The 13,344-nt window shown below is 41.8% G+C and carries 10 protein-coding genes; 1 reads left to right on the forward strand and 9 read right to left on the reverse strand.

From position 1 onward, the window contains the following. The first annotated feature begins 71 nt into the window (after positions 1-71). Entirely contained in the window at positions 72-890 is an 819-nt protein-coding gene (locus DXD68_RS19690) for a response regulator (protein ID WP_122363275.1), read from the forward strand. Positions 891-931: 41 nt separating this feature from the next. On the opposite strand, the gene DXD68_RS19695 is transcribed toward DXD68_RS19690, so the two are convergent. From DXD68_RS19695 to DXD68_RS19735, 9 genes are all read right to left on the reverse strand, one after another. Continuing rightward, positions 932-2,242 (reverse strand): DUF4933 domain-containing protein, encoded by a 1,311-nt coding sequence (locus DXD68_RS19695; RefSeq protein ID WP_122363199.1) that lies wholly within the window; start codon positions 2,240-2,242, stop codon positions 932-934. 134 nt (positions 2,243-2,376) lie between these two features. Next, entirely contained in the window at positions 2,377-3,690 is a 1,314-nt protein-coding gene (locus DXD68_RS19700; protein ID WP_122363200.1) for a DUF4933 domain-containing protein, read from the reverse strand. 5 nt (positions 3,691-3,695) lie between these two features. After that, positions 3,696-4,901, reverse strand: coding sequence for a 6-bladed beta-propeller (locus DXD68_RS19705; RefSeq protein ID WP_122363201.1), 1,206 nt, complete (start codon positions 4,899-4,901; stop codon positions 3,696-3,698). Positions 4,902-5,068: 167 nt separating this feature from the next. Further along, positions 5,069-6,685 (reverse strand): hypothetical protein, encoded by a 1,617-nt coding sequence (locus DXD68_RS19710; protein WP_122363202.1) that lies wholly within the window; start codon positions 6,683-6,685, stop codon positions 5,069-5,071. A gap of 48 nt (positions 6,686-6,733) precedes the next feature. Then, the gene (locus DXD68_RS19715) at positions 6,734-7,066 is read right to left on the reverse strand and encodes a type II toxin-antitoxin system PemK/MazF family toxin (protein WP_122363203.1); all 333 of its coding nucleotides are present in this window, start codon (positions 7,064-7,066) and stop codon (positions 6,734-6,736) included. Then, positions 7,063-7,284: a hypothetical protein gene (locus tag DXD68_RS19720; RefSeq protein WP_147383015.1), complete on the reverse strand. Its 222-nt coding sequence runs from the start codon at positions 7,282-7,284 to the stop codon at positions 7,063-7,065. Before DXD68_RS19720 ends, DXD68_RS19715 begins: the two co-directional genes overlap by 4 nt. Positions 7,285-7,356: 72 nt before the next feature. Then, a complete protein-coding gene (locus DXD68_RS19725) occupies positions 7,357-10,044 on the reverse strand; it encodes a prolyl oligopeptidase family serine peptidase (protein ID WP_122363205.1) in 2,688 nt (895 codons plus the stop codon). Between the two features lie 120 nt (positions 10,045-10,164). Further along, positions 10,165-12,108, reverse strand: coding sequence for a TlpA family protein disulfide reductase (locus tag DXD68_RS19730; protein ID WP_122363206.1), 1,944 nt, complete (start codon positions 12,106-12,108; stop codon positions 10,165-10,167). 11 nt (positions 12,109-12,119) lie between these two features. Beyond that, a complete protein-coding gene (locus DXD68_RS19735) occupies positions 12,120-13,274 on the reverse strand; it encodes a TlpA family protein disulfide reductase (RefSeq protein WP_122363207.1) in 1,155 nt (384 codons plus the stop codon). Between the last annotated feature and the right edge of the window lie 70 nt (positions 13,275-13,344).

Raw genomic sequence — 13,344 nt, forward strand, 5'->3', positions numbered from 1 at the left:
TGGATCGTAGCCGGCAAAAGTATTATCCGGTAACTTTTACATATTTGAAGGTTAAATGTATCTTTGTCGGTATGATAAACGGTAAGATTATAGTAGTAGACGATAATGAGGCAGTGCTTAAAACGTTGCGGGTTATTCTTTCGCGTGAGTTTAAGACGGTTGTCTGTGCTTCTGTGCCGACTTTATTGCCGGCCTTGCTACGGGATAATGATGTCGATGTGGTGTTACTGGATATGAACTTCGGGACAGGAAAGCAGAGCGGAGGAGAAGGGTTGTTCTGGTTGGACCGTATTCGTGAGCGTCCTGAACCACCTGAAGTCGTCTTGATCACTGCTTTCGGTGATATCGAACTGGCTGTCGCTTCACTGAAAAAAGGGGCGACGGATTTTATCGTGAAACCCTGGGATAATGATAAACTACTCTCCACTTTGGTTGCTGCCTGGAAAGTTCGTTCCGAAAGAAAACAAAATCCCTCTCGAAAGGAATCCGAATTTCTCTCGGAAGAAACTGATTCCGTCGTTACTTTGCTTGTCAACTCCCTTTTGCGAAAATATGCAACGGCATATGCCAAGCCTTTCCCCGCTATCACTCCCGATGCGTTGCGGAAATTATCAGCTGTCATCCTCAGCGGCGATCTGTCTCTTTTGCAGCAAACCATAGAACGAGCCGTACTTCTTTCGAATGCTTCTTTGCTGGATAGTGATGATTTCTATTTGGAAGATCCGTCTGTCACGGCTTCCCATCCGGTCACATTGGAGGAGATGGAGAAGCAGTTTATCAGTGAAGTGCTGGCTGATAAGAAAGGAAACCTCACCCTTTGCGCACAACAACTGAATATAAGCCGGCAAACACTTTACAACAAGATGAGGAAGTACAACCTATCTTACTGACCGGACGGTTTTTCACTGTAATGGCAAAACTTTGCCTGTTATTATCTTACGACAATCATTACGTACTGATTTTCCTGTATTTTGGGGTTATCAAGTAACTCCAGTAGTTTTTGTTGTTTGGGAGAACCGGTCCGGACCACATTCATGCGCATTTCCGTCAAGGTGCGGATCATATAGAGGCAATCGTCTGTTTGTCCGTCCGGCCAAAAAGTAAGTCCTTCGTTCAGGTCGTCGACAAAACCTTGGCCTCTGCGCGGAAGTACAAACGTTTTACCCTCTTCTTTCAGATAAACAGCCTGATAGCTCAGTGTCGGTTTATATTCATATTCCCAGCCTAGCCAGTTGACCAACTTCGGCCCTTTTTTCTGATATACACCCATAAACAATCCTTTAGGATTTTCATATAATGTGCGTAACCACATTTTCCCGTCTTTTACACCTGTTTCTGCCGCATAGTCTGACAGAACGCCGGCTTCTCCAAAATGAATATCGTATAACGGGACAACTGTCTGCGGATCACTTAACTGATAGACCGTATCACAAAAAGGGATCATGAAAGTCATCTTGTCCTGCGCTTCATTCCAGTAGGAGGTCTGGAAGAATGGGATATTGTCTGTTTCCGTTCTTGGAAGGGAGGAAGGCTCCTTCAACTTGAATTTACCGAGTGTTTCCCCTTCTAGGCTGAAAGTCAACAGACAGTTTGGGAGACCGCTCGATGCTTCATAATGGCTTAACATATATCCGGAGGAAGAGAAGCCCAGCAGCTTGTCGCTCTGCAAGTTGATGGTATATTTCTTTTCTATCGTTTCCGGAAAAACGTATCTGTTGATAGTCAGCATCGTATCCAGTGGAGGCAGTTCGACAATCTGCGGATGATAAGGTTTGTCGGTTCCACGGGTTTCAATATCTTTACCACTCATTGCACAATACATGCGGGATGTTTTCTTATCATAAAACAGGTTATGTCCGTTCATGTCATTGTTCCATTTGTATGCCAGGGCTTTAAATCCGTAGCGTTTGCTCGGCTTTCCCTTTTTCCGGTAGTAAAGGCGAGGATTGTTGAACGTGAGGAATGCATTACTGTCCGGTATGGCAATAGCTTGTGTAATCGTGTAATTTCCGTCACCGACAATGTAATATTCGATTTCAGAAGCAATCTGACTCAATTTCAGGGGCTCTTTATCCTTATTGATCGCTTCCTCCAGGTCTATGCTGATCGGAGCAACGGAGTAGTCGACTTTCCCTTCATATTTAGGCGGTGTAACCGGACGGAGCTTTTTCTCACTGTTGCCTTTGCAACAACATAAAATACTGATGCCTGCCAGACAGAGGATAGTAAGATGCTTTTTCATGGTATCGTTTATTATTGATCGCTTCAAAAGTATATATTATTTATTTCTAAAGCAATCATTCGAATACGAAATAATCATATATTTACGAAAAAATAGTAATAGAGGGAAATAAAGAAGCTTATGCTAAATTATTACTATTTTACTACTATCATCACGTTCTGATTGTCCGGTAGATCACTGAGGAAATTCTTTAATATGTTCTGTTTAGGGGAGCCCGTCAGTTTGACCTGTTGTTTCAAGTCTTTAGCAGACCGGATCATGTACATGTACTCGTCTGTCTGTCCGTCGGGCCAGAAAGGCAGGCCGTCGTCCAAATCGTTTGTTATACCCTGGCTTGTCAACGGTAATGCTTTGGTCTGACGTTTATTTTTCAGATAAACCATCAGATAATCTTCGGATGGGAAATCCCGGTTTTCTTTGTCTTTATTATCCAGCCAGCCGGATTTATTGCTTTTACCCTCCCGGTGAACTTTCAGGAATACGCCTTTCGGGTTCTCTCTCAGTTCGTTTATCCATACTTTGTTTCGTTTATCTCCTTTATTGATAACATAGTTGGCTGATGCTTTGTATTTCCCTAAATGGATATTATAGACCGGAGTAATCGTCCGGTGATCCGACAGACGGTAGACTGTGTCGCAATAGGTAGCGGAAAAAGTCGGCTTGTTATCATATAAATAAGATGTGCTGTAAAGCCCTGTAAAGTTATAAAAGTTATCATCCTTGATTGTCCCGATTGAGTCAATTCCCGCGTAAAAATGACAAAGAGTATCATTTTTAAGATTGAATGTGGTTACCCCGTAATCGAAACCGGTTCCCGGATAATTGAACCTTCGGATATACATTTCCGGCGTGAATATTTCTCCCCAGTTTTGCAGGAAATAACGGTTGGGCAATGAATCCGCATATAAATAATGTGTCCTGGCTAACACGCTGTCCAGAGGAGGTAGCTCTACAATGAACTTGTCTGAATACCCGGTTTCCGGATTCAGTTTTTTTAATTGTACGTATAGCTTAGTTGTTGTTTTGTCATAAAACAGGCTATTCCCGGGGGAATTAGAATCTTTCCAATCGCTGTATTTTGTCTTTAACCCTACCCGTTTCCGTTTCTTTCCTTGTCGGTAAAGATACAACTTCGGCTTGTTCAGTGCGATGAAACCTCCATCGACGGCGATCACATCGGTTACCGGATATTTATCGTCACCTACCTGGAAATATTCAATAGAGGAAGCCACTTCGCTTAATCGCACTTCAGAAGATGTCGATATCGTTGATTCGACATCTATTGTCTCAGTCGGTTTTGTCCGGTCGTAGTTGGCTGTATATTGAGGACCGGTCGGCTGATGCGAACTCTTTTCTGCAGATGAAGAGCTATTATCCTCACCCTTTTGTTTACAACCGGAGATGAGAATCAACAAAATGAAGAATAGACCGTATGAGATGTTTTTCATTTGTATCAATGTTTTAATTTCGCCAATATGACAATGTTATTATCGTTCTCATGAAGGGATTCTGCCAATACAGTCAGCTCTTGTTTCTTCTCTTCCGTCAACCGGTTGGATTTTAATGCTTTTTCCAGCATGTTTTTCAGATTTGCCGGTTCCATGTTTTTGTAAAAGTAACCGTTACAGAAAGAATAGATGGGCCAGTCTACTTCTGTATCACCTAAAAAGTCGTTATACAAACGGAAGAAAGCTCCTTTTCCGGTCTTTTTATCAACAAGGTAATATCTGGGAGGTGAAGAAACAAAATTGTTGGCTGATTCTTGCACCGGGTAAGAGGCATCTCCCATATAATGATTGGGAAGCTCAACATAACCATGCCAGGGGATAGGATCCTCATGGAAATTCAGAGTGAAGCAGGGGCGTAAACGGTTGCTTTGGAAATCGTAGTGGTACAGACTGTCTTCACGTGTAGGGATGATGCAAAGGATATTGACATCGAAAATACCGTCTATATTATTGTATGTGGTCACTTCATTGCTGTAATCCTGTGGTGCCTGGAGATGTCCGGGCTCTATAAAATTGATTCTGTTGCCCTGAAAATCCTGTGTCCAGGCTACAGCCGGTGTTCCAGGGAAAGGGAGTAAGACGACGGCAACGGTAGATTCCTGCGTATTCACGTGAAAGGTTCCTTTCGGTGCTCTCAGGCAAAGAGGGATGGGAGGTAAAGGGGTACCTTCCAGGTCATAAACCAATATCTGAGCACTTTGCCAGGGTAGGATGTAGATACGGTTGTTCTTTTCATCCAGCTGGGCATCATATACATTCAGATATTCATTGGGACCTTGTCCGTAAGCTCCGATTGTAGTAAGGAATTTGCCTTTCCGGTCGAAGAGTTTGAACGGGTTCTGTTTCTTATTCCATATCAGTATGTAATTATCGGAAATAAGCAGACGACTGTCGCTGACCAATGCTTCATCACGATTGTCCAGATGAATGATTTCTGCCTTCTCTGTCAGGAAACTGAGAGGTAAGCGTATGGAATCTGTCAATAATTTCTGATCGCATGAAAGAACCTGATCGTCTCCGACTTGTACAAAGGTACCGACAACAGGCGAATTATCCAGTCCATTGCTGAATGACGTGTGATTACTGTTTTGACAGGATCCGGCTAATAACAGACAAAGTGAACTGATAATAAGATTTCCAAACTTCTCCATAATGTTGTTTTTTTGAATGATGTTGGGCAAATATATCCTTTAATATTGATAAAAGAGGAGAAAGCGTGTTGACATTTTAAAAGCTATACCTGGTCTTATCTTCTTGATAAATAGGTATTTACTATTTTGTCGTAGATGAAAAGCATTGACATTTTTGTTCTCTTCTGTTAGAAAGCATTCAAAATCTCATCCAGTGTTCGGTCTTCATCTTCTATTCCGAATTTTTCCCGTTTCATTCGTGCCTTTTTCTGACTGATCGCGGAAGGTGTGATATAATAGATGGATGCCAGGTCTTTTGTGCTGATACCGCTTTTCAGTAAACAGCAGAAAGCGATATCTTTTGTTCTAAGCAGAGGGTAAGTTGTTTTCAGGCGTTCGGCAAAACCCGACCATATTTCATTGACGGTTTGGATCAGTTCATCTATTTCATCTGCAGTCAATCTCGATTTACTGTCTTCCGTATTCTCTTTTGTTTTGCCGGCAAGGGATGGAATCTTTTGAGAAGCAGAAAGACGACGGAACAGTTGTTCACGTAAAGCTGTAGCCCTTTCACGCAGGGATATCAATTCCCGTTCTCTTTCAAGCTGGGCAACCTGATTTTTCAATTTCTGTTCTTTGAGCTGCTGTTCACTGATTATTTTCTTTTTCCGTAAACGGCTATAGATAATATACCAAAGGGTACAAGCTGTGATCAATATCAGGCATAAGGAGAGGAGGTAAATGTCTTGTTGTTTCTTTTTGAGTTTCAACTCATTATTTTCATTTTTCAATAGTTCTTCCTGATACCGTTGTTTCATTATTTCAGAATGGACTTCACCGGAGATGTTATTGAAGCTTTGTGAATAATTTTTCCAGGTATAGTATGTCTGTTCGCTTTTATTACCTTGTTCATATAGGTTGGCTTGTAGCTGGTAAGCACGGGTGGCGATATAAGGATTGGTGCTTTGTATGGCATTTTTCAGATACATTCCGGCAGAGTCTGTTTCTCCGGCAGCTATGTATATTTGTGCCTGTGCGAGCATATGGTATGGGTAGCTCGTACGTCTGTTGCTAAATTCTATGGCAGATTTCAGGGCGGCGGTAGCATTTTTAATATCCCCTTTTTCTTTCTCTATATCACTTATCTTTTCGTAAAAAAAGGCTGTTTGTTCGTTTGAGTTGGCTTCCAGGGATTTATCGATCGCTTTCCGGTAATAAATAAGAGCACTGTCCGTTTGTCCGGTGTATCGGTAAGCCTGTCCGATCTCTGCCAATACACTAGCCTTCTCCGGTGTTGAAATGAGAGCCGTATCTTGTAAAGATCGTACATGTTGTTGCAATGCCTGTTCCGGTTTATTATTATTCAGGCAAGAAATGCCGCTATATTCATATAACCTGGTTCGTAATGAGGCATTGGGAGCAAATGGAATACCCCGGACAAAAAATGAGTCGGCACGCGTATAGTCATTTGCCTGCATATTAATAAGTCCTGCCCAAAAACAAGCTTTGGAAGTGTTGATGGAATCATTATTGGCAATGAAAATATCAATAGTTTCCGATATCAGAGAGTCTGTACGGTTTTTACTTCCTTTCTGTATTTCAGCAACAGTGTGATACAGGTTGTATTTTGCCTTCGGATAGTCGGCGAGGCGATCAGGATTTTTGATCTTATGCAATAAGATCAATGTACTGTCCGGTTTCATGTTCAGATAACTTTCTGCCTGTTCTAACCAATAGTTTGTATCTCTGCCTGTGCAAGCAGAGAAAAATAGTATGATAATGAACGGCAGAAAGTTCTTTCTCATGATATATTTCGGTTATTTGAAGCAAAAAAGCGAAGGGTAAATGTGCAGTTAAAATATAGTATGTTTAATTTTTTCTATAACTTCTTGAAATGCACTATTTTTTATGCGACTACATATCCTTACGACATCTCGTTCTGTATATCCTCCGATCAACTGACATATGACATAACTCTTTTTTAATAAGGGTTTCGTTAACATATCGTTGTCTAAAGAATACGTATATTGGGGATTATAATTCTTAGAAGAAATCATTGCAATATAGAAAAAATCTTCAGTTTCCTGAAGTTCATCATTTGAAATAACGATAGCCATGTGGGGTTTAGTTGTCCCATCAGGGAAAAGATAATTAACTTCTACAATATCTCTTTGATGAATTTTCATTCTGATAAATATTTTTCGATCTGTTTTGCCATCGATCGTTTTGAGTTAGCAAAAAACTGTTTTTTTTCTTCTTCCAGTTCTTTTTTTTCTGTGTCTTCCTTTTCAGAACGAATTTTCCATCCCATCTTTTGGGCCAGAAACTCAAATATAGAAAATTCCGATTGGGGAATATCTACCCGTATACTTAATATGTTTCCAGTTGCTTTCATTTCGTTCATATATCTATAATTACAAAGATATAAAGAATTTCTGAATCATTATATCTTTGTAATATAAAAGACTTGCATTTATTAGTATCCTAATTTAAACTCCTGATCGACGGCAGGGATACCTTCGCTCATCCATTGCGGCATCGGCTGCTTGTTCAGGTAATGCTGGAAGAACTGGAACATACGTTTCTGGAAGTCGATACGGTTTGCCAATCGCATCGGCCAATGGATTTCACCGGTATAATTCAGCAACCAAACCGGTTTTTGCAGGCGCTTCAAGGCTACAAAATATTCGATTCCCTGATACCAGGGCACATGGCCATCATTGTCATTATGCATGATCAGGATAGGAGTTTCTACCTTATCCATGGTAAACAAAGGTGAATTCTCCATATATTGCAGCGGAGCATTCCATAAAGTTCCACCAATACGACTCTGTCCGTGTTCATACTGGAAAGAACGGTTCAGACCTGATCCCCAGCGTATTCCGCCGTATGCACTGAACATATTCACAACGGGAGCACCTGACTCTATGGCTGAGAACAGGTTCGTGCGGGTAGCCAGGTAAGCGACCTGGTATCCTCCCCAGCTATGTCCCTGTGCACCGATTCCTTTTTCATTAACATAGCCTTTGGCAATCAATGACGTGATTCCCGGCATAACACAGTTGAAACAGCTTTCTCCCGGATAACCGTCTACATAACGTACATCCGGATTGAAGATGATGTACCCGTTACTGGTATAGAAATGATAATCGATTGTGGAACGATGAGGTTCCGGCATATGATAGGCGTAAAGCGTTTCCGAATTACGTTCGTAGAAATTGACGATTACCGGATATTTCTTTGCCGGATCGAAATCAGCCGGTTTATAGACAACGCCTTCCAGTGGAACACCATCCAATGAAATCCAGGAAACGAGTTCTGCCGTACCCCAGTTCAGTTGTTCCTGTTGTTCTCCTCCATGTGTCAGTTGGACAGACTTCTTGAAGCTCAGATCGGATAACCGTACATCCGGGTATTGTTCGAATGTCTCTGACGTGTAAATTACCGCATCTGCATTTTTAGCCTTGACCGGAGTTTTCAGCATAAAGTTACCGGCCAGTAATGTCTTAGGTGCAGCTGGTGCTGAAAGGGTTACATGGTAATAGCCCGAACCTTTTGTTTTTTCGTTGAAAGCCAGTAATAACTGCGGCTTTTTCGTATCGATAAATTTTTGTTCTTTATCCAATTGTATCAAACGGTAAGACAATTGCTCTTTCCGTCCGTTGACGGTAAGGTTGATTGCCGGCACTTGTGCCGAAGGATCGAATTTCCAGATATCGTAACGGTCATATAGCAAGATATTGCGATCATCGGTTGTCCATCCAGCAAGGCCGTGCGGAGATGGATAGTCCGGAACATCGTTGTCTTCATCCCATGCTGCAAATGTAGCGGGAGTGGTGAGGCGGTATTCTTTTCCGTTTTCCATCGAATACGTATACCAGGAACTGTCTTGCACACAGTACCAGTAGGCATAAGTTCCTTTCGGAGAAAGGCGCATATTCGTGTTTGCCGCTTCCTTGATCTGTTTGCGGTCTCCTGTTTCCAAATTGATCGTGTATATGTCATAACGGCTTCTGCCTTCCCACATTTGTTCAGTTGCATAGGGTAAATTGGTTGACAATAAGGCGATTGTAGCATTGCCTTCATCGTCAGTCAGCAAATTCGGGATTTTTTTATCGGCAAGTTGGAACAACTTGTTGCTGTTGATATTATACACTGCGGCATACGTTTTTTTCAAGTCTTTTTGCTTGTTGTATACCTGTTGCGTATATTGGATCTCTTCATCCCATTTCCATATCTGTACGTTTGGATAGTTATCATCCAGTCGGGTGGTGTCTTTTTGCAATGGGGCTGGTGCCGTACCGAAGAAAATGCGTTCGGAATTTTTAGAAAAACGCAGATTTCCGTTTCCGCTGATCACCCAACCGGCAGGCAGGAAAGCAGCCTTTTTGTCTGCTACTAAACGTGCAGGAGCATTGTTCTCAGCCAGATAGAGTGAATATAATGTATTTGTGGAATCTTTGTCCGGGCAATGAAGAAAAGCAATCTTACTTCCTGTTTCATTGAATGTTATTTGAGAGAAAACACCTTTCCCCTCGAAAATCAGGGAACTGCCTTTGTCGGGAGTATATGTACATACGGTTGAATCAGTCGAATAATACAAGACATTGCTTTTCCTGGCAAAGCCAAATTCATTTACATCGGAGAACGATATTTCTTTACTTCCGTCCAACGCACGGACATGCAATACGGTATCCGATTTACTGCTCCGTTTGTAAGCGATCCAATCAGCACTTTCCGATAGTTTGTATGATTTCAAGGAATCGATTGTCTCTTTTTTCTCCGGAAGATTGAAGATAATCAATTCGTCCGAAGGCATATCTGTTTCTTTTGTCTTTTTCAGTTTCAGTGCTTCCACTTTTTCCAGTTCCGGCTTTTTTGTAACCAGCAGGTATTTGGATGAGGCGGAAAATTCGGCATGACCTGCCGGAAGAAAAGAGGCTGTCATTTCCCCTTTGGCGTTGTAGACGAAGATACTGGCATCCCCCCTCCAGGGTTCCATTTTACAGGCAACCCATTTCCCGTCGTGGGATATAGCCTGTTCTGTAATGCGTTTCCAGCTAACCATTTCGTCGAATGTCATTGCCTTTTTGGTCTCCTGCGCAGAGAGTGTGCAATAAGCACTCAGACAGATAAAAAATGCCAATTGTTTTAGATTCCTCATATGATCGATTAAGTGTGTTATGTTTATGAAATGCAATATTACGCTTTTTTAGTTTTACCACAAAAAAAGCGGAGATCTTTGAAGAGACTCCGCTTTTATTAATTTATTTTATTCTGGATTTTACTTCTCCAATTCTTTCTCGATCATCTCCTTCATCTTCTCCACTCCCATGAAGCCTACCTGGAAATGAACCGGTGCGCCGTCTTTGCCTAAAAGCATATAAGAGGGGACACCCTTAACGCCGAATTTCTTGCCCAGGAATTCCCACTGGCTATCGGTTACGCGATAGTGCTCGCCTTTGATGTCGGGAATCATTTGCTCCCAGGTTCCTTTGGGTGAATTTTCTCCGGCCAGATAGAGGAAGACAACATCTTTCCCTTCAAACGCTTTCTTTGCCGGCTCTGCCTCTTTCATGGCCATACGACAAGGGCCACACCAGGTTGCCCAAAAGTCAACGAATACCACTTTTCCCCGATAAGGTGTTGTGATGGCATTGAAAAGTTCTTCGGCAGGAATATCGGCAATATTTACCCGGTTGACGGTGTAACCGGATTTCTTTTTATTCTCTTCAATTGTCTGTTTTAGTTTTTCATTCATGGCGAGGATAGCCTCTTTAAGAACAGGATTCAGTTCGTTGGTCTTAGCCAACTGTTGCTCGTTCAGCGGATTAAATTCTTTAATGGAAGTCGCTATTCTGTAAGCTGCCAACATATCAAAAAGGAACCCTTTGTCTGTGCCCATTACTTGAATAAGGTCGGTGGTGTTGTCAGGGAATTGTTCTCCGCTATTCAGTTTGATTTCCTTTCCGGTGAAATTGGCGTATCTGAGATATTGTAGTAGATAGCCGAAGCTACCATTATAAACCATATAAGAACCATCAGAAATGAGTTCAGGCAATGAACTGAAATATTCTGCATCCGGAACAGGTTTAACATAATCTGTCAATACCGAGTCGCGCGGTATGTTATTGGTTTGTCGGTAAGCATATTCCATCATGCTGTAGCTGAGTAGCTTCTCTGCTAAATCATGTTTGAGTCTTATGTTAAGTAGTTGACGTTGGGCGTTACTGATTCCAGTCAGTTTGTCGATTTTTTCTCTAGCCTTTTGATATTTTTCCATCCAGTACGTTTTGTATTGGTCAATCGTCATTGTACTGATGTCTTTCATCATCTGTTGATATTCTTCCTGACTGCGAGGAGCAAATGCTGGACCTATTACCGGATTGTTAGCCAATTCATTATTTAAGTCTGCCAATGCGCCGGTGAATTTGAACTTAGTACCCAGTGAGGGTTTGGATGATTGTATTTTAGACTGTGAACGACAGATCTCCGGCATATTGATTTCTACAGAGGTTGTCTCTCCCGGTTTCAGATAAAGGCTGGTATGAGTAGAATTTCCGGAAAGTACGACATTGGAGATATGAAGTAGAGGAACTTCCAGTTTAAAACTGCCGTCCGGTTGGATTTTTACCGTATTTTGGTCTGCACCACCTGTAAGAATATCGAATACCCAGATAGGAACTTCATCGTCCATACCTTCTCTGTAACCGATAAATTTTCCGGTCAGTGTGGCTATACCCGATTTGAGTTCCGGTTTTTCCAGCGTCAGTGTTTTCTCCGGGAGCTTAACATCGGTAAGATGGCTCTTCGGATACTCTCCGTCCAGGTGTATACCCCATACTTTGAAAGCCCCTTTATCATTCCCCTCAATAAAATCAAACGTTTTTGTATCTTTGGGAAGAGGAGGGAAGATCAGGCGGAAAGAGGCTGTTCCCGATTCCGGCATCCAAAACTCCTCATTCAGCGTGATGCCATCGCCACTTTTGATTCGGTAACTTTTGCCGTTGCTCTCCAATGTCGTTTCGTCGACAATCTTAATCCAGAATTTGGGTCGGTAATAAGCATCGATATAAAGCACGGTGGCCGTGTCGCTCAATACTATTTTCTGAAATTCGAGTGTGTTGCTACTACGCACTTCAAATGCTGGTTGTTCTATCACACGTTCCTGGGCCAGCAAGCCTGTGCTGTAAAGGAGTAATAAGAATGAACTGATAATGTGTTTCATAGGTATATTAATTAGTTTGTTTGTTTATTGCTTATTAATTCTTTTATATCTTCTATAAGAGCACCATCCCGATAACCTGATTTTATCTGAAGGATAGTGCCTTCCGGAGATATATAAACGAAAGTGGGAAGAGAACGTACCCCATAATGGGCGGCTAAACCACTCATGCCCAATCCGTCGGACAGTTGCAACCAGTTATCGACAGACCTTTTGCATTCTTCTTTCCAAACAGATTCTATGTCTACAGATAGGCTGACTACTACAACTTTTCCTTTGTATTGTTTGGCAATTGTCTCTAATTCAGGCAGGGCGGCAACACAAGGTCCGCAAACCCGACTCCAGAAATCCAAAAGGATATATTGCCCTTTATAGTCGGAAAGATGATGAATATTTCCTGCTATATCTTTCAATTCGGCATCGGCAATTGGATCTCCCTCTTTTACGGTAGAAGAAATAGTCAAGAGCGAAGAAATTTCTTTTCCTAATACTGATTGCTTTTGCTCGTCCGTCAGTTTGTCGAAAACAGAGACTATCAAGGCCTTGTCGTTGAATTTACCCGCTTGAAAACATTTCGCAGCATCTCTTAATTCTTGTAGTCCCGCGGTTGTGATCGGATTATCCAGCATAAGCAGTAATTCTTTGTATAGAATATCCTGATCATGGATGCTGTTTGCTTGCAGGCGCAACGCATTACGCTTTTGGCGACTCACAGAATCCTTTTGTCCTAAAGCTACTTGCTTCATAAACTCCTGTGTCAGGTCATGTATGCGTATGTTTTCTTCCCGTGTGGCTGCTCTGAAACGGTTTAGTTCTATCTGTTCGGGGATTGGAATATCGCTTTTTGTCTGCCATGTTTGTATATAGGGGGCTGAACCTGTTATTTTTATATTAGCTCCCGGTTTCACCCAAAACTCATAGCCGGTATTGTTGATGTGGAGAAACATCCGTGTTGTCTGACTGACTTCTTTGGTAATTTTGAATTTACCGTTTACCATACTGAATAAATCGTCTGTGTAGAGTTGCATACTTTCTCCTTTCATTTCCCGACAACCGATTGTAAGGCTGTCCGGCATGTTTTGTATATCACCTTCGATGGTAACCGTTTGTTGTCCGTAAACAGATGAAACGGTAAAGATAATACCGAATAATAAATTAAATGCTTTCATGTATAATCAGATTTATAGTTCCTGGTGGAAATATACAAGTTTATTTAGTATTGGAAGAAAAAGGTGTACG

Origin of the sequence: Parabacteroides sp. TM07-1AC, assembly GCF_003480915.1 — a bacterium.
In the GTDB taxonomy this organism is placed as follows: domain Bacteria; phylum Bacteroidota; class Bacteroidia; order Bacteroidales; family Tannerellaceae; genus Parabacteroides; species Parabacteroides chongii.